This is a genomic window from Fulvivirga ulvae (assembly GCF_021389975.1).
Classification (GTDB): Bacteria; Bacteroidota; Bacteroidia; order Cytophagales; family Cyclobacteriaceae; genus Fulvivirga; species Fulvivirga ulvae.
Window position 1 is genome coordinate 1,696,335 of the sequence record NZ_CP089981.1, and the last position, 18,077, is coordinate 1,714,411.

15 protein-coding genes and 1 pseudogene are annotated in these 18,077 nt (G+C 42.3%); 6 read left to right on the forward strand and 10 right to left on the reverse strand.

What is annotated here, in order from left to right; all coding sequences use genetic code 11:
- Positions 1 to 29: 29 nt before the first annotated feature.
- The gene (locus LVD17_RS07150; protein WP_233765733.1) at positions 30 to 4,160 is read right to left on the reverse strand and encodes a two-component regulator propeller domain-containing protein; all 4,131 of its coding nucleotides are present in this window, start codon (positions 4,158 to 4,160) and stop codon (positions 30 to 32) included.
- A gap of 146 nt (positions 4,161 to 4,306) precedes the next feature.
- Here LVD17_RS07150 and LVD17_RS07155 point away from each other — a divergent pair, with 146 nt between their 5' ends.
- The 4 genes and pseudogenes from LVD17_RS07155 (at position 4,307) to LVD17_RS07165 (ending at position 8,999) form a co-directional block, all read left to right on the forward strand.
- Positions 4,307 to 6,601: a glycoside hydrolase family 3 N-terminal domain-containing protein gene (locus tag LVD17_RS07155; protein WP_233765734.1), complete on the forward strand. Its 2,295-nt coding sequence runs from the start codon at positions 4,307 to 4,309 to the stop codon at positions 6,599 to 6,601.
- On the forward strand, positions 6,601 to 7,599 hold the full coding sequence (locus LVD17_RS07160) for an SMP-30/gluconolactonase/LRE family protein (RefSeq protein WP_233765735.1): 999 nt from the start codon (positions 6,601 to 6,603) through the stop codon (positions 7,597 to 7,599). Before LVD17_RS07155 ends, LVD17_RS07160 begins: the two co-directional genes overlap by 1 nt.
- Positions 7,600 to 8,280: 681 nt before the next feature.
- A pseudogene (locus tag LVD17_RS28665) lies at positions 8,281 to 8,463 on the forward strand (recombinase XerD); the annotation flags it as partial.
- 290 nt (positions 8,464 to 8,753) lie between these two features.
- The gene (locus LVD17_RS07165; protein WP_233765737.1) at positions 8,754 to 8,999 is read left to right on the forward strand and encodes a hypothetical protein; all 246 of its coding nucleotides are present in this window, start codon (positions 8,754 to 8,756) and stop codon (positions 8,997 to 8,999) included.
- 54 nt (positions 9,000 to 9,053) lie between these two features.
- On the opposite strand, the gene LVD17_RS07170 is transcribed toward LVD17_RS07165, so the two are convergent.
- The 7 genes from LVD17_RS07170 to LVD17_RS07200 all read right to left on the reverse strand — a co-directional run bounded on the left by LVD17_RS07170 (position 9,054) and on the right by LVD17_RS07200 (position 14,610).
- Positions 9,054 to 9,413, reverse strand: coding sequence for a hypothetical protein (locus tag LVD17_RS07170; protein ID WP_233765739.1), 360 nt, complete (start codon positions 9,411 to 9,413; stop codon positions 9,054 to 9,056).
- Between the two features lie 46 nt (positions 9,414 to 9,459).
- Positions 9,460 to 10,989, reverse strand: coding sequence for a tyrosinase family protein (locus tag LVD17_RS07175; protein WP_233765741.1), 1,530 nt, complete (start codon positions 10,987 to 10,989; stop codon positions 9,460 to 9,462).
- Positions 10,990 to 11,019: 30 nt separating this feature from the next.
- Positions 11,020 to 11,661: a DJ-1/PfpI family protein gene (locus tag LVD17_RS07180; protein ID WP_233765742.1), complete on the reverse strand. Its 642-nt coding sequence runs from the start codon at positions 11,659 to 11,661 to the stop codon at positions 11,020 to 11,022.
- Positions 11,662 to 11,674: 13 nt separating this feature from the next.
- A complete protein-coding gene (locus LVD17_RS07185) occupies positions 11,675 to 12,337 on the reverse strand; it encodes a multicopper oxidase domain-containing protein (protein WP_233765743.1) in 663 nt (220 codons plus the stop codon).
- A gap of 61 nt (positions 12,338 to 12,398) precedes the next feature.
- Positions 12,399 to 13,391 carry a multicopper oxidase domain-containing protein gene (locus LVD17_RS07190; protein WP_233765745.1) on the reverse strand — a complete coding sequence of 331 codons (993 nt, stop codon included), beginning with the start codon at positions 13,389 to 13,391 and terminating at the stop codon, positions 12,399 to 12,401.
- Between the two features lie 16 nt (positions 13,392 to 13,407).
- A complete protein-coding gene (locus LVD17_RS07195; protein ID WP_233765747.1) occupies positions 13,408 to 13,818 on the reverse strand; it encodes a hypothetical protein in 411 nt (136 codons plus the stop codon).
- 207 nt (positions 13,819 to 14,025) lie between these two features.
- Positions 14,026 to 14,610, reverse strand: coding sequence for a hypothetical protein (locus LVD17_RS07200; protein ID WP_233765749.1), 585 nt, complete (start codon positions 14,608 to 14,610; stop codon positions 14,026 to 14,028).
- Between the two features lie 30 nt (positions 14,611 to 14,640).
- Here LVD17_RS07200 and LVD17_RS07205 point away from each other — a divergent pair, with 30 nt between their 5' ends.
- Positions 14,641 to 14,883, forward strand: coding sequence for a hypothetical protein (locus LVD17_RS07205; protein ID WP_233765751.1), 243 nt, complete (start codon positions 14,641 to 14,643; stop codon positions 14,881 to 14,883).
- Between the two features lie 132 nt (positions 14,884 to 15,015).
- Positions 15,016 to 15,240, forward strand: a complete 225-nt coding sequence (locus tag LVD17_RS07210; RefSeq protein WP_233765752.1) for a sensor histidine kinase — start codon at positions 15,016 to 15,018, stop codon at positions 15,238 to 15,240.
- A gap of 365 nt (positions 15,241 to 15,605) precedes the next feature.
- Here LVD17_RS07210 and LVD17_RS07215 read toward each other — a convergent pair whose 3' ends face one another.
- Both LVD17_RS07215 and LVD17_RS07220 read right to left on the reverse strand, forming a co-directional pair.
- A complete protein-coding gene (locus LVD17_RS07215; protein WP_233765753.1) occupies positions 15,606 to 15,983 on the reverse strand; it encodes a thioesterase II family protein in 378 nt (125 codons plus the stop codon).
- A gap of 8 nt (positions 15,984 to 15,991) precedes the next feature.
- Positions 15,992 to 18,070 (reverse strand): SGNH/GDSL hydrolase family protein, encoded by a 2,079-nt coding sequence (locus tag LVD17_RS07220; protein ID WP_233765754.1) that lies wholly within the window; start codon positions 18,068 to 18,070, stop codon positions 15,992 to 15,994.
- Positions 18,071 to 18,077: the final 7 nt, after the last annotated feature.

Here is an 18,077-nt window from a genome sequence, read left to right on the forward strand (position 1 = left end):
AGTCTCGGGAAGGGTGACTAAGGATTTTGTCATGTATTGCTCTGCTGTGCAAACTCCGATGGATTGACTCCGTACTGCTTTTTGAAACATTGCCTGAAATAAGAGAGGTCGTTAAAACCTACCTGGTAGGTGACCTCGGCTATAGTAAGGTTTTGTTGCTTCAGGAGCTGGGCTGCCCTTTTAAGTCGGATGGTACGAATAAACTCATTGGCAGACTGGCCGATGAGGCCCTTTAGCTTCCTGTAAAGCTGAATTTTGCTCATGCCCAAATGTGAGCAGAGGTCCTCCACCTGCAGCTCGGAGTTGTCCATGTTGTCCTCCACAAAGCCTACAGCTTTTTTGATGAAGCTTTCATCTGCCGTAGAGATAACCACATGCTTGGGTTCCAGGTTAATGGTTTTGTTATTAAGTACCTGATCCTTGAACATTTTGCGGCTCTTAAGGATATTCTTTATGCGCAGAGCAAGCAATTTTGGATTAAAAGGCTTGGTTACATAATAATTGGCGCCTAACTCAAACCCCTGTTCTACGCTTTCATTGGAAGCTTTGGCTGTAAGTAATATTACCGGAATATGGCTGGTTTTTTCATCACTTTTTAATCGGGAGCAGAGCTTGTAGCCATCCATTCCGGGCATCATAATATCGGAGATAACGATATCAGGAATTTGCTCCAGTGCCAGCTCCAGGGCTTCCTTTCCATTGGTACACTCCAGTATCCGGTATTCACTTTCCAGATAGCTGCTGATAAATGATAGCATGTCTGCATTGTCTTCGGCTATGAGTACAAGCGGCAGGTCGTTTTCGGCTTTAATATTTTCCGCAGATGCAGCCGGTTCCTGATTCTTGTCGATCAATAGCTCATCATGCTCATAATTATCGGTGTTGGCATGGTGGATGATGCGATCTTCGGAGATCTCGGAGGGCTCCAGGTGTTTGCTTCCCAGAGGAAACTGCACCTTAAAAGTTGTGCCCCGCCCTTCTACACTGCTAACCTCGATCTGGCCTTTGTGCAACTCCACCAGCTCCCGGGTCAGCGCCAGACCTATGCCGGTACCTTTAAGGTTTACATGATGTTGGGCCCTGTAAAACCTATTGAAAATATAAGAAATCTGATCTTGAGGTATGCCGATACCTGAGTCAGCAATGATGATCTCCACCATACTGTCTTTTTGCTGTACCGTCAGGCAGACCTCTCCAAACTCCGGTGTGTATTTGATGGCATTGGAAAGCAGGTTGGTAAATACTTTTTCAAGTTTGTCCTGCTCAAAATACATGTATATCGGCTCCTTGGGCAGGTTGGTTTTATAGGTAATGAACTGCTTGTCGGCATACGTGGCGAATGAAAAGGCTAAAGGCTTTAAAAATTTAACCAGGTCCTGCTCACTGGCTTTGAGCTTCACGCTCCCCGATTCCAGCTTGGAAAGATCCAGTATCTGGTTGATCAGCCTGAGCAGCCGCTCTGCATTACGGATCATCATCCGCATTTGCTTTTTGTACTCATTCTTGGTTTCATCAAGGTAGAGTGACTTCAAGGGGCTAAGGATCAGGGTCAGCGGTGTACGGAATTCATGAGAAATATTGGCAAAGAACCGTGATTTCAGCTGGTCGAGCTCCTGCATTTTGGTGAGTTCCAGATGCTCCAACTGAAGCTGAGCCTGCAACCGTTCTTTATAGATAATATTATGGCGGGCCCAAAGCAGCATAGCCAGGATGATCAATGCATAGGCTCCATAAGCCCAATATGTGCTGTACCACGGCTTGCTGATGTCAACAATGATGGAGGCTTCCTGTTCGCTCCAGATACCATCGTTGTTAGAACCCCTTACTTTAAAAGTATAAGTACCCGGAGGCACATTGGTGTAGTAAGCCTCTTTGCGGGTACCGGCTTTTTGCCAGTCTTCGTCATAGTTTTCGAGCTTATAGGCATATTCGTTTTTGGCCGATTGCGAAAAATTAAGAGCCGCAAATTCAAAACTGAAATCATTCTGATCATAGTCAAGTTGAATTTTTTGGGCATTGACTATATTTTGGGCCAGCAGTGAATTGGGGGCCGTTCTAACTACCTCGTCAGAAAGCAGGAACTTGGTAATATAAACCGGAGGTGCATTGGGGTTTTTCTTCACATTTTCCGGGTTAAACATGTTGAAGCCTTTTATTCCTCCAAATACCAGGTGACCGTCGCGGGTTTTCAGGCAGGCCGATTTGTAGAACTCGGATGATTGCAGGCCATCGGACTCGTTATAAATTTTTATAGTACCATCCTGTTTGGAGTAGCTGGCCAAGCCATTGTTGGTGCTTATCCAGATATTCCTGTTGTCATCTTCCAATATACCATAAACCACATTGTTTTGCAGGCGCTGGCTGCCCTCTATAACCAGGAACCGGTCTGCCTCCCGATCGTAGTGGTATATACCTCCGCCCTCTGTTCCTACCCATAGCACACTGTCAGAATCCTCAAAGAGGTAGGTGACAGTGTTGTTATTCAGCCCGGAGTTGTTGGCATCACCATGACAATAAAAATGCTTGTCAGTTATATTCAGCGCATCATCTACCCTGATCCGGTTGAGCCCGGCACCTTCGGTACCTATCCACATATTGCCCTCGTAGTCTTGCAGGATTGACCTTACTTTATTTCCACTAAGTCCTGGCGTGGTCTCTTCATTGATGTGATAGAATTTTTGCTTTTCAGGATCATAAATATCCAGTCCGTCGCGGAAAGCAGCTATCCAGACCCTTCCTTTGTTATCTTCGAATAGTTTGTAAATATCATTCCCGGAGAGGGAGTTATTATCATCAGGTCGGTGAATAAGGTGTTTGAATGTGGCTTTGCCTTCCCTGAGTATTGAGATGCCACTTTCCCATGTTGCTACCCACAGGTTGTTTTTTCTATCGATAAGTACACTTACTACGGCATCGTTTGAGAGGCTGCTGCTATCGCCGGGTATTTGTTTATACCTTTTAAACTTACCCGTTCTGCGGTCAAAATAATTCAGGCCGCCGCCATCAGTTCCCACCCATAAGTTGCCCAGGCTATCTTCAGCAAATGAGCTGATTACATTATGGCTCAGCGTATGGCTGGGTATACCACTTTGATAAAGGCCTTCGAATTTTTCCTCGTATGGATCCATTTTATACAGCCCCTGATTATAAGTTCCGATCCAGACGGTGCCATGCCGCCCGGTGCTTAATGACCAGATGGAATTACTGTTGACCCCATAATTGTTTTCAGGAGTATGGAAAAAGTGCTTTGCTGTGCCCCTGGCCTGATCTACCATGAAAAGTCCTTCGTTTTCGGTGCCTACCCAGATTCGGGCTTCCTGGTCTTCGCAAATAGTTAGTACCCGTACTTTCGTAAGGGCTTTAGATAGGGAATGGTTTGTCAGCACATCTTTAAAAATATAGCGCCCGTTGGTGTACACCAGTCGCTTAAGTCCTTGATGTGTGCCTACCAGCAGCGAGCCTTTGGAGGTTTTGTAAATATACCGGACCACATTGCTGGCAAATGACTCGCTGGATCCTGCTTTAAAAGCAATGAAATTTTTCTTGTTTACATCAAAGAGATTGATACCACCTCCGTATGTACCTACCCAGAGGTTGCCATTACGGTCCTGGTTGATAGATGTGATGTTGTTTGAAGAGATGCTATACGGGTCGGCCTCATTGGACATGAAACGTGTAAATGTACCGTTTTCCTTGTTCAGCAGGTTTAAGCCACCCTTTTCGGTACCTACCCAGAGGTTGCCATTGAAATCTTCAAAAACGGCAGTTATAAAATCGTCGCTCAAAGAATTAGGATTGTTTTTAATATTCCGGTATACATAAAAGCGATCTTCATCATAATTGTAATAGTTTAAGCCACCTCCATACGTTCCTATCCAGATGTTACCATGTTTATCCTCAGTGAGGCACTGTACGGTACTGTTGCTGATCAAAGTAGTATCTCCGTTGATGTGTTCATAAGTCAGGTAATCCTGCCCGTCATACCTGTTCAGCCCATGGCGTGTACCTATCCAGAGGAAGCCCTTACTGTCCTGCAAAAGACAGGTAATGGAGTGCTGCGAGAGCCCTTTTGATACCGGGTAGAACCTTACATCATTTTCCTGTCCACGACAGTAGAAAGAAAAAAACAATAGGATTATGGTCAGTTGACTTTTAAACATGGATATGAATTAGCATATTAATATACGTAAAGTCAATTGCATGAAACAATTACCACCTTCAATTGATGTATTTACCGAGGTTGATATCGCCCCTAATTTTCAAGTTTTACAGTTCCCATATTTCGTTTAAAAATTTAAAAATGCATATGAATTTCAGAAACAGCTTTAGAAGGGTCATGCAACATGGACTTCTGGTTATTGCAGGTCTGGGTTGCGGCATAGTCCATGCCCAAAAAGCCAGTGATAAGGATGTAGACCAAAAAGTGGAGGCTTTGCTTTCAAAAATGTCTATCGAGGAAAAAGTAGGGCAGATGACTCAGGTGACTATTGATCTTATTCTTGAAGACAGCTCACTGGATGCTATCGATGACAAAAAACTTAAAGAGGCCATACTTAATAAAAAAGTCGGCTCTATACTTAATGTAAAAGGCAGTGCCTACACTATGGAAACGTGGCACAAGATACAAAAACGTATCCAGGAGGTTGCCACAAAAGAAACGCCTAATAAAATTCCTGTGCTTTATGGTATTGATGCCATTCACGGAGCCAACTATATTGAGGGCGCCACACTGTTTCCTCACAACATAGGAATGGCTGCAAGCCGTAATTCCGAGCTGGTGAAGCAGTCGGCCAAAATAACAGCCATTGAAACCCGCGCCAGCGGTATCCGCTGGAATTTCGACCCGGTGCTGGGCCTGGGAAGACAGCCGCTATGGTCAAGGTTTGAAGAAACCTTTGGTGAAGATGTACACCTGGTAACAGCAATGGGTACTGCCGCCATCAAAGGTTATGAAGAAGACGGCCTCAAAAGCCCTACGGCCGTAGCATCGTGTATGAAGCACTACCTGGGTTACTCTATCCCTGCCAGCGGAAAGGACCGTACCCCGGCTTACATACCTGAATATACCCTAAGAGAATATTTGTTGCCTCCTTTCAAAAGTGCTGTTGATGCGGGAACGTCGACGGTAATGATCAATTCAGGGGAGATCAACGGTGTCCCTGTCCATGCCAGCAAGTATCTTTTAACAGACCTCCTTCGCGGAGAGTTAGGTTTTGAAGGTGTTGCTGTTTCCGACTGGGAAGATGTAATCCGCCTGCACACCAGACACAAAGTAGCCGATACACCTAAAGAGGCTGTAAGACTTGCCGTAGAGGCCGGTCTTGACATGAGCATGGTGCCTTACGACTACTCTTTTTATGACTTGTTGTTGGAGCTTGTAAAAGATGGAGCCATCTCCGAAAGCCGTATCGACGAGTCTGTACGCAGGATAATCAAGTTAAAATACAAGCTGGGACTTTTCGACAATCCATTCCCTGAAAAGGCAGCTTTGGCAAAAGTGGATGCCAAAAAATCTCAGGAAGTGGCCCTGAATGCAGCAAGAGAAACTATTACCTTGTTAAAAAATGAAAAATCCGTACTGCCACTAAAAGAAGGTGCTAAAGTGCTGGTAGCTGGTCCTGCCGCGAATAACCTCACTTCACTCCACAGCTCGTGGTCATATGTGTGGCAAGGCAATGACGACCGCCAATATCCAAAGTCTACTTTGACCATAAAAGAGGGCCTGGAGGCTAAACTTGGTAAAGGCAATGTGATCAGCGCTGCCCAAAGAGATTATAACAATGCTGCTAATTTTGATGCAGGGCAATTGAAAAAAGATGCTGCAAATGTTGACTACATTATACTTTGCCTGGGTGAAGATGCTTATGCAGAAACTCCCGGTAACATCGACGACCTCACGCTTGACAGCAGGCAGCTTGCTTTGGCTTCGGCTGCTGTAGCAACCGGAAAACCTGTTATTCTCGTGCTAGTGGAGGGTCGTCCCAGAGTGATCTCCTCTATCGAAAATGACATACCGGGTATATTATTGGCTTACAGGCCTTCAACCATGGGCGCTCAGGCCATAGCCGAAGTGTTGACCGGAGAATATAATCCTAACGGTATACTTCCTTATACATATCCTAAACATACGGGAGACCTGATCAAGTATGATCATAAATACACTGAAGGTATTCGTGAAGATGAACCCAATACCTACACCAACGGAGCTTATCGTCCGCAGTGGGCATTCGGTCATGGTTTGAGTTATACTACTTTTGAGTTCAGCAATTTAAAGGCTGACAAAGCAACTTTTAGCGCAGGGGAAAAACTTAATCTCACAGTAACTGTTAAAAATACAGGTAAAAGAGCAGGAAAAGTAACGGTTGAACTCTATTCCAGGGACCTGTTTGCTTCGATAACTCCGAACTTTAAGCGACTTCGAAAATTCGAAAAGATAGAACTTGCTGCCGGAGCATCGAAGCAAGTCTCTTTTACCGTATCTCCCGAAGAGCTTGCTTTCATCAATGCACAAGGCAAGAAAGTGACCGAGGCGGGAACATTTGAATTTATAGTGAAGGACCAGGTAGTGAGTGTGGAATATAAAACAGGACAGGAGAACTAATGAAAAGGATCACAATTACCGTCCTGGCTCTATTTGCACTCATTGGCTGCAAAAACCAGCAAGAGAGCATGAAAGAGAACGAGGTTATAGCAGAGAAAGAAGATAGTGTAGCAGTAGAATCGGCATTTCTTTATATAGACACTATTGCCGACCTGGGCGAAGGGGCCATATGGAACCATAAATCGAGGGAATATTACTGGATAGATATCGAAAAAGGGAAAGTTTTTACTTTCGACCCTCTGACCGAACAAATGAGAACCATCGACGTAGGGCAAAGGGTAGGTACGGTAGTGCCTTCAACTCAAGAAGGGCTTGTATTGGTAGCCTTGCAAAATGGCATATACTCGCTCAACCTGGAGACAGAAGAGCTACAGCTTATGGAGAAACCGCCTTTTGACCCTAAGGTAATACGGTTCAATGATGGTAAGTGTGATCCTGCCGGCAGGTTCTGGGTTGGCTCTATGGCCCTTGATGAAACACCAAAAGCGGCTTCGTTGTACAATTTCAATGGCGATACACTTACCCGAATGCTGGATAGCATTTCTATTTCCAACGGTATATGCTGGTCGGCCGATAAGAAAACCATGTATTATATTGATACTCCCACGCAGACAGTGAAAGCGTTTGACTATAACAATGAAACCGGAGCCATTGAAAATGGAAAGGTGGTTGTCAAAATTGAAGACGAAAATGCTTTTCCTGACGGTATGACTATTGATAGCGAAGGCAAGCTTTGGATAGCTCTTTGGGGTGGTTCCAGCGTGGTCCGCTATGACCCGGATAATGGAAAATTACTAAACAAGGTAACTGTTCCCGCCAAAAACGTTACCTCCTGCGCTTTCGGAGGGCCAAATCTTGATACTCTGCTGATCACCACCGCCAGTATAGGCATGAGTGACGATGAAAAAGCAAAATATTCAAGAGCAGGTGCAGTTTATGCCACAGTTCCGGGCGTTAAAGGGGTGAATGGTAATTTCTTTGAACTCAAAACGGATTAGGTGATCGGTTTCTGAGTACACCGATGTGTAGTGATCGGTATTAAGTGATCGGTAATCAGTAAATGATAAATTTCAAATGATTGATAATCAACAATTTATGAAGAATATGAATTCTTAAAATGACGATTTGCCAAGTTTTTGCCAAGTTTTCATTTTTTTTCCTAAAATTTGGCAAATTGTCATACCTTTCAACCCGAATATAATTATACTAAAATTTTTGTCACTGACAAAATGACCTAATCTTGTAAGACTTGTCAGGCATCTATTGTTTTAGCTATCATTGAAGCCAGTCTCTTCCCCTCTCCAGTACAAGAGTGTAGAAACCATTATACTATTGCCCGGACTTCCCAGATTACTAAATTTAATCTTGGCCACTCTTTTTTTGAAGATAGTCGTTACTTTCAAGAGCTTTAAGAACTACCTTGTTAAAAACTGGCTTTATATATGATGGATAATGGGCAAGCCAAGCATATCCTTTAAAAGCTAGCGAAAAGATTGTGAAGTAAGTATTTAGGGTTTTAATTAAGTATCTAGAATAAAGAACGGGAGAAATTATATACTCGAAAAATTCATTTATCTTGAGGCAAGCTTGGTGTATGAAATCTATAATAATCGGCGTGCTACATTTAATAAGCGTCTTAACAGAATTGGAGAAGATGTAAGTTACCACTAAAGCTTACAAGTTATGTAATAAGACACACATTCGCCACTGGAAGCTTAAAAAGTGGCATTTCAACAAATGTCATTGGTGACATGCTTGGCCATACTGATTATGTCTCTACAGAAGCTTATTTGGCTGATCTGGAAAATGACGTTTTTGATAAAGCAGCCGATTCTGTTTTCTCTCTGATACCTGGTGAATGAGAAATGCCTATAAATTAATGGGTGTCAAACAATCTGACACCCAAAGCTCTTATCTGAAAACGGTGTTAATTGAAAATCGTTAAGACAACAAGCTGATACTAATATAATTTAGGCCTTGTGTAAAGATCGAGGCCAATTACGGAGCTTATTTTTCATGTTTTGGAGTACAGCACTTATTTGAACCCTTATTCCTGAATTTATTGAAAGCAAATACTGCGGACGAAACCAGGATCATGGTAACACCGGTATAGTAAACAGTCGGGCTTAATTTCAACCACAAAAAAGTAAAAATGGTTAAACCTCCTGATAAGGTACATATCAAAGTTAATAATAGAAAAGGCCCTCGTATCCTGTATATCTGTACTGCTACAGCCCATAACACGGTTGATCCTATCAGCCAGTATTCCCATGCCGGGGGTATTTGTGATACACCTCCGCATACGGTAATAATTGTACCCGCAGCAAACAAGCACAGTGAGCATTTGGGTAGTAGGATTAACGCCAGAAGACTAAACACCTGGGATAATCTTACATAACCGGGGGCGGATGATTGATTTTTCATAGTGAATAGCGTTAAGACAAAACCGATCTTAAACTTCCTGTAACCGGAATCTGATATTAATAGTGGGGTTGCCGAGTAGTTTGGGAGGCATCACACGTCCGTATACCAACCTGTTTACAGGTTCTACCTCTATATTTAGACGGCTGCCGAATATAGCTGTAACAGGAAGTTCAAAATCAAAGTCAACGAGTGGTTGTTTCACACACTCATCAACTTTCGCCGGATCACCCGGTTGTGCCATTGCACGTGAAGCAATAACCGTCTCTCTGTTTTTCAGCAAAATTTTAAAGCTCCCTGGTATGGAGAGGCGGTTAATGCCTTTTACACGTACATTTACCTTCTGATGATCTATAATGAATGGTTGATTTACAGATAAATGACCTTTCATAATGTACACCTTTAGAGGTTTTGAATTTCAGTTATTTACAGACCTGTTATTGAGGCAATATCACGTCATTTGTCATTAGCAATCGCATATTTACAGTAGGGTTGCCCATCAGTTTTGCAGGGAATTTTTCACCATGGGCATCCTTATTAAGTGGCTCCACCAAGATTTCCAGTTTGGCTCCTGCCACTTCCTCCAGATTAAGTTCGAAATCAAAATTTACAGCTCTATGCTGAACACAGTTTTCACATTTCTCGGCTTCATTCGGCTGAAAGAAAGCCCTGCTGCGAAGTATCTTGTCATTCTTCATAAGATGTACCTTAAAACTGCCAGGAATCTTGATCCTGTCAAGGTTTTTGACGCGGATATTGACCCTGTCCGGTTTCAGGCTGAACTTGTCACTAAGTAAGGAGCTTCCTTTCATTGTCGGAAGCGCTTCGAGTGCCAGCCCCTCGAAAGCTGTTTCCTGATAATCTACATCCAGGTCGTTTAATGAATCTACCACATTAACCGTAGTCCTGTTTATTGGCATTGACGTAAATGGATCAAGTGTGGTAAGAAACTCGTTAGTGAAGTAGCTTCTACTGAAGTCCGACCGGATGGTCTTGAGCAGGCCTGATAAATTGGTAGCATTCATCTTCTTTTGCCACGTCCACCAAAGCCTGTCCAGGTTGCAGTGGTAAAACCAGAAAATCGGGTCGAATGATGCTACGTTCTGGTCAAGCATAGTATCCCCTATCGAAACATGGCCGCCGTCATGTCCTGAAATATTGGTGTTGTTCGGTGCATTATCAAAGGCGCGACCACCATGAAAGTCTTCCCAGTCAGTCCTTCCCATAGCTCGCGACAGATCTTCCAGTACTTCATACTGCGCCAGGTTCGACGAAATCTGAGACCATGTGTACCGGGATGTCTTGTCCCCTTTTTTATATTGCGCATTTAAATCGACAGGATATGTGTAACTATCAAAAGGTGCGTGATTCAGAACATCAGGGATCGGTGTGTTGATGTCCCAATACGGCAGTGTTACATCTTCACATCCTTCAACACTACGAAGGGCATTTTCGAAATACAGCAGATAGGCCCGATGCCATGGATTGTAAGGTGGAATGTGGTGCATGCACTTTGATTTTGGTAATCCATGCCACCCTGCAATCACAAAATATCCGTTAAGATCATTATGATCCATTGACATAATGGTACTAAATGCCTTCTTAAGTTTTTCCAGCTCCTCGGATGAGAGGCTGGCTACATTTTTACGGATCCTTCCTGCTACCTTTTCTGCAGACTTGCGCAAAGCCATGCCAGACAAAGCCGTTTCGGTAGTTTCTATTGTTCCCTTAGGGCACCCGGTCTGGATCCAGTTTAGAAAAGTTTGCACCCAACTTGGCTGCCATGGGTTGCCTGGAGGCATGTTGCCGGAAGCTACCTGTCCGTAAATATTGGTTGCGTTGGATTTCACATATTCATAATTGTCCAATTGTACACCCTGAGGTGCCATATGATCAATATCAGTCTGGTTAAACATTTTACTGATTTCGCCATACCATGTAGGATTCGTAATGGTTGTTTCGCTCATAGTGATTTATTTAATAGTCAGGTGATTTTATTATTGTTCCAATGACCAGTTAATGGTTCTGTTATACTCCATAATTTCGGATGTCTTTCTTGCAATTTCCTGCCCCATAATATCTGATAAGAGATAAAAGGCAGCATCTATCCCGGAAGATACTCCTGCAGAACACAAAACATTCCCTTCACTAACATACCGTTGGCCTTTGGCTACAAAAGCATCGATATTCAGGGAATTAATTTTTTTCCTGAGATCTTCAATGGCCTGGTGGTGCGTTGTGATTGTATGACCCTGTAATTTTTGTCCCAGCGCAACGACCAATGGAAAAGCGCCGAGGCAAACCGAAACAATCTGATTCTTATCTGAATAGTTTGACTGTATCCATTTGATCATGGGGTCAGAGGCACTGATGCTCTTAATATATGGCCCACCAGGAATGAAAATGATATCAGCGTAGGGTGTGACATCATCAAAAGTAAAATCAGGTGTTATGGCTATGCCTCCTGCCGTGCTAATAGGCCCTTTTTCACATGCAATTACATATTGTTGAAATGGCAGATCATCTGAATGTAAAGATTCCCGGCTTATGTAATTAGCCATGGCAAAAACGTCATGGGGACCGGTAAAATCCAGGGCTTCCACGCTGTCATAAATAATGTGATAAATATTTTGTCCCATGTTAGTATCTGTTTTATAAAGCTTCTGTTCCTACAATATTGACAAGCTCCATCATACCCTGGTCTTCATGATCCAAGATATGGCAGTGTAAAACAAATTTGCCATCAAAATCCTCATAACGAGAACGGGCAAATACAGTATCTCCCTGCTGGATCAGGTAAGTATCACGCCAGACCGGGGGATCAAATATTACCTCCTGTCCACCTGCCTTTTTAACTCGGAATATTTCGAAACTATTGACGTGTATGTGGAAGGGGTGATTCACAAACTGAGAGGTGATTTTCCATTCACTGGCGGAGTTCAACTTTAAGACCCTGGGAGGATTGTCCATGCTGAACGGTCTTCCATTAACTGTAAAACACGTGGGAGTGCTGTTTACATCGATATTGAACCACACTTTCTGTGCCGGTCCTTCCAGTTCACTTTCCTTAATGGTTTTAAACGGACGGTATGCCGCCAACTCCTCACTGGTGGGTAATTTCATATCCTTACTTTCCGTGGAGATGATCACTATCGCCAGGACTTTCGGAGACTCATATTCGTCAAGCAAACTACTCTCCTTTTGAGTCTCCCTATCAATGAGGAACAGGGTGTCAGTTTTTGATACCTCATTGGCTTTTATGAGTATATCCGACCTGTAGCCGGGCTGTAGTTCTACATAACCCTTTGTCTCCACTCTTCCGAGGCTTATTCCATCCAGCGCAATTTCATGTAACTGATGTCCATCAAGTTCAAGCTCAATCTTTTCCCGAACCCCGGCGTGTATCAGTCTCCGAACGCTGCACTTCTCCTGATTTCATGCGAATAATTGGATACGTCTGTCCATTGATCATGGTGCGCCATCCATAGCTATCAACCCCCTTATCCCACATGCCCGGCCCAAATGATGCATCAAAGTCTTCTACTCCAAATTGGCCGTTAGAGCCCCGGGTATAGGGGATTTGCTGAAATACAAATATCTTTTCGTCTGCTGCCTTTATTTCAGGTATCGTGTCCATTCCCCCCTCAACTATCAGGGCGCCTCCCATGCCGGAGGAAACCTGTACTGCAGTGGAGCCATGTACGTGGCCATGGTACCAAAAGGTGCCCTGAGGGTGGTTTTCAGGCACCTGAATGTGATTCTGAAATTCACATGACGGCATAATATGCACCAGAACATTGTCGCTGCTATCTTTTGGGCTTACATGCAGGCCATGAGTGTGCAGGTTCGTAGTATTGAATGACTGAGGGTTCTTCTGTTCGCACGGATCGTCGGAAGTATGGTGCATGCCACCGTAAGGATCGCAACTGACATGACCGAGCGGAGGCAGGTCGTTTTTCATTTTGACACGCAGGAGATCTCCTGGTTTGACTTTTAAAGTAGGCGGTACCAAAAGTCCTTCATAATTTCGCAGCCTCACTGTTAGCGTTTGGTGGTCTTTGACATTCCATATCTCCTGATCACTATAGGCCACCCGGAGTTCTGTATCTAATATTCCGTTTGTAGCGGTTCTTACCTGCGGGTTTTGAAGATCCTGATATACTGGTTTTGTAGTACTAGCCAGTTGTGTGCTCCTCTTATTTTTTTCAAAAGCAGTTTTTTGACCAGCAGACTTTCTCAGGAAGGATAGAATGTTTTCCTTCTCCGCTTTTAATAATGCAGAACCGTCTTTTGGCTTTTCATCCTTGTCACAGGACGCAAGCGTCCCAATAAGTAGCACTGATGTTAAGATTATATGGTTTTTTTTCATGTGTGGTTAGTTATCGTTAACAGGCGTAAAATGATGCTACTAATCCGGCTTTAGCCTGGCCGTTGCTATGTGGAGCAGTTCGTATCACCGAACCTGCGATGGCATCGACCTGGTCGATGCCGTTTGGCCAGTACGGGATATAATATCCTAGATAGTCATAGACCCAGCCCTCAGTGACCGTCCCATTAATACCTGTACCCTGATACCTTAAGGTAAAAGGATTACCATAAGTGATGTATCCCCTGAAATTAAGCCTGGCTTCTCCAAAATCGAAGTAACCATTGACCTTGCCTATCGGGCTTTGTTCAAATATCATTTTGCCCTGACCAAAAAGCAGATCGTCGGGTGTAGTGTTTTGGTCGGCATCATTCATGAAGCTTCGGTAAGTCCACGTTTTACCGGTGAGTATTTTATGTGCTTCCATCATATCAACTGCGGGTTAAATAGGTGTTTTATCTCCGATTCGAAGTGTATATTAGAAAGAGTTTAGTGCCAGGTCAATACCCAACCTTGGGTATTTTTGTCAAAATCAGCGTGTATTGGTCGTATTGGGTGTTTTTTAAGTAGCAATTTTTTAAGTGCGTTTCCCTTTTAACCTACAATGGAATCAAAGGGGATATTATAAAGTTGGAGGTCAGAAGTTAAAATGATAACCCAAAGACAGAAAGCCGCCAACCTTTAGATCTGAGACAGTTAATTGGGATGTGGATTTATTGACTCCACCTTTACGTACTTGTTGACTTAGGCGATTCACCTCCCCAATAATTAAACCTGTATCCACCGCCACTCGATGTTTGTTGCCATATGAAAAGCCTCCACCAATCAAAAACCTTGGTCTCATCTTATTAGTGATTGATACCCCAGGCCCAAATGCAAATTGTAAAGAGAGATTTTTGTTCTCTAACCTTTTCCCTCCTCTCAACAAGGCTGCCATTCCCATCTCAATCTTGCTTAGGTCCTCGTTGACCAGTTGATGGGTAATCGTACCATCAACTGCAGTTTCTGTGCTTATAGAATATGCTTCGTCAGATAACGTAGCCCCGTAAAATGCCATTCCCACAGTAAAAAAGGTTTTAGTTTTTCCCGGAAAGAGAATTTCAGAGCTATAAGATTGTAAGTTGTATTTTTTGTCTCGTGGTTCTATTGTGTATATTAATTTAGCTTGTTCTCCGTTAAGTTGAAAAGGAGCAAGACTTGTAAACAGAATTTCTCTTGCCAATCATAGAAGGCAGACAAAAACCATACGACCATGAAAGAATTTCCTGTATCGGATATAGTTATAGCCATCCCTGCTGGTTCATTATTGTTTTTTCTCCTATGCGTCTTTATTGTGGCATTTACACTTTTATTTGTAAGAAAGCGCCAACAACCCAAGATTCAAAAACAGCAAATTAAAGAGCAATTCTCAAAGAACCTGCTGGAGGCGCAGCTTGAAATACGTGAACAGATGCTAAAACCCATCGGATATGAGTTACACGACAATCTTGGATAGATAGCCAGTCTGATAAAGATTAACCTGAATATCATAGACCTGAATGCTAGAGAAAAAGCCGAAGAAAAGCTGGATGAGACAAAAAAATTAATTAGAAAGCTAATATCAGATATTAAATGTCTCAGTGTTTCATTGAATAGTGATTATGTAGTTAGTACAGGATTGTTAGAGGGTTTGAAAGACGAAATAGAGCGTATTAAAAGGCTTGGCATACATAAGGTTATATTCGAGAATGACGCTAAAAACGTAAGTCTTGATCCCAATAAAACCATTATACTTTTCCGTATGTTCCAGGAAGTACTGAATAATACACTCAAACATAGCAACGCAACTTGTATATCCGTTATTCAGGACTAATCAGTTTGACATAAAAGTTAGCTTAAATGAAAGAAAGCTGTTTAGGCGGCCGAAACCTTGTTCACAGTATTATTTATTACATGAGCTATGGATTCCATATAATGATGAATGAAGAAATGTCCTCCCTCAAAAGTATGAATTTCACAACTATTTGTTGTATACTGATTCCACTCAGCTATCGGGTCTTTTGTTAGATCATCTTCGCGGCCTGTAAATACGGTAATACCAAAATCTACTTTGTTAAAAGTCTCTAAATCAATGTCCGTTCCTGCAATTCTAAAATCATTTTTGAGCAGGGGTAAAATAGCTCCATAAGTTCCGGATACTCAAAAAACTCAGGGGGTGTTCCTCCTAGCAAAGCCACCTCATCTTTGAACTGCTGGCCATCCATTTTTTAATATAATTTCTCTTTTTCCCTGTATAGCACCTCTACCTGAGTAAAATATGTGATCTGGTGAGACCTTTAGTTTCTCTTTCAACCGTTTAGATAACTGGTGAACCAATAGTGCTCCCATACTATGTCCAAAAAAAGCAAATTGTGAGAAACCTATTTGAGATGACACAATTGTATAAAGGTCATCTACGGCAGCCTCCAAATCTGCGTACAACTCTTCCCCAATTCTCCTACCTCTTCCGGCTACAGGAAAAAATTCTATGTTCTCATTTAAATGAGGTTTTAAACCATTATAAATATTAGATGAACCTCCGGCATAAGGAAAAGCAAATAATTTCAAAGTACTCATTATTTTTGTTATCCAATATATTTAATATCACTGTTGTGAACAGTGGCCCTAATAGAAAACACCTCCGCAAATGTGTAGTAGATCATATTAATAATTTTTCCTGGCAATCCTAATGTTTTGTGTTGTCTTCTTATTACATGTTTACCAGGAACTGGCCACTCAAATTCCAATTTATTCACACCTGCCTGCATGTAATCCCTTTTCAGTATTAGCTTAATGCTTGTCCACTCTTTTCCCACACGCGTGATTTTATATAAATGACTATTGATGTATATCTTCACTGTAGAATCAACATCATAGAAAGCGAAATCGGGAATTCGCGCTGTAATATCAAGTTTAATATCTTGCAAGGCGTCAACTACAAAAGTAAATGCAGAATGCATTTCATGAGCCCTGTAGTATGCGTAGTCCTCATCACAAAGAAACTCCTGAAACGACCTTTCAGAATATGGACTTTCGAGCAGACAAACGGGCTCCTCTGTTATTCTATATTCGCTGATCCGATTTTTTTTTATCTCATCCTCTATTTCAACACCTTTTATCACCTTTAGTGCTTCCGACATAGCATCTACCAACTCCAAAAACATGAGCTTCTTATTTCGAGGGTGTCCAAAAATACTGAAATTTTCAAAAGGATAAATTTCTGAAAGGAATCGCACTTCATCAGAAAATATTATTGAAGAGCGCTTGGAAAATAGTATACAGGATTTACGATATGCTTCAATAAGTTCATTATCGGCATATCTCAATGCCTCGCAACAGTGGTGATAAAGTAATGGATAATGCTGTCCTACATAGTAATTGTGAATAGCCGCCTGAAAGTGGGTGATAGAAAGTACTCTTTCTGAAACAGAACTTTCTATTGCGGCCATACTGCCTGCATCTATACTCACGCCAAGTATACTTGCTACTTGAGAGGCCACGGCCCCCATAGCCAAGTGAATACCCTTTAAATTAAGATGACAATAATCCAGAAAAAATTCGCTTCCTGGAATACCATCCTTACTATGTTTTGCAAGTACCTCCTGAAGGTCCACAACCGTTATAGGACTTTCTTTTAAAATATCATTTACCAACTCTCTAATAATCGAAAATCTTCTGGGGGCACTTGTTCCTATAGCATTAATAAGAGCTTTGTCTTTAAGCTGCTCAAGAAATATCCTCCTTTGATATAGATCTCCGTTATGCTCGAAATATTTGGCCATCATTTCATACGCAAAAGGATGCTCAACGTCTATATCCATCATTTTACCAGCTATTTTTTTAACCTCTTCCCAATCTCCTGAATCCTCAGCATGCAGGCAAGAATCATAGGCTTCACTCCATATTTTCATTTTGTTTCCAGGTAAAAAATGGGAAACATACTCTTTACGAGCTGGCTTAAAATCGCCAAGGTTAAACTCCGGCATCACATATAGAACAGGAATATTATATTCTGCATTAATTCCAGTCAGGAGTTCTTTAAAATCATTTATATTGCTTTTAAGGCTATCTGTAAGTGTATCCTTGATAAATTGGGTCTGCTCGGATGTCCCAACTGTTTTCTGAAGCATATTAAAGTTATAAGGGGTACCCAAAGAACTTCCTGGTTGCCAGTTATTTCCAGCAAATACAATAACCATATCCGGGCTTAACAGTACACTTTCTGAAACGACTTCCATAAGTTGTTCAAAACGCATCCCTTCTTTAGCCAGATCAACTACCTCTATTTTGCGATCGGGTATAGATTCTGCCAACATCTTTTCAACAACCCGGGCTGCACAATATTCATGAGGGAAATGAGTGCATCGAGCTACAGATTCACCAATAAGGACTATACGGTATACGTCATCACTTCCCGGAGTGATAAACTCCACCTCAGACCAATTATCATCTTCCGAATCAAACTCCGGATTTTTCACATAATTCCCGCTTATATCGTCTTTAATCCACCTCCCTACTTTTTCCGCTCTGCTTTCAGGTTCAATGGTTTTAGTTGCAGGCTCATGTTGTTCCTCTATGAATAGTGCCAACTCATCCGAAAGATCAATAGATGCTCCAGAGTAAACAAGTTCAGCTACTTTATTTGAAATCTCTTTTAGTTCCATTATATAT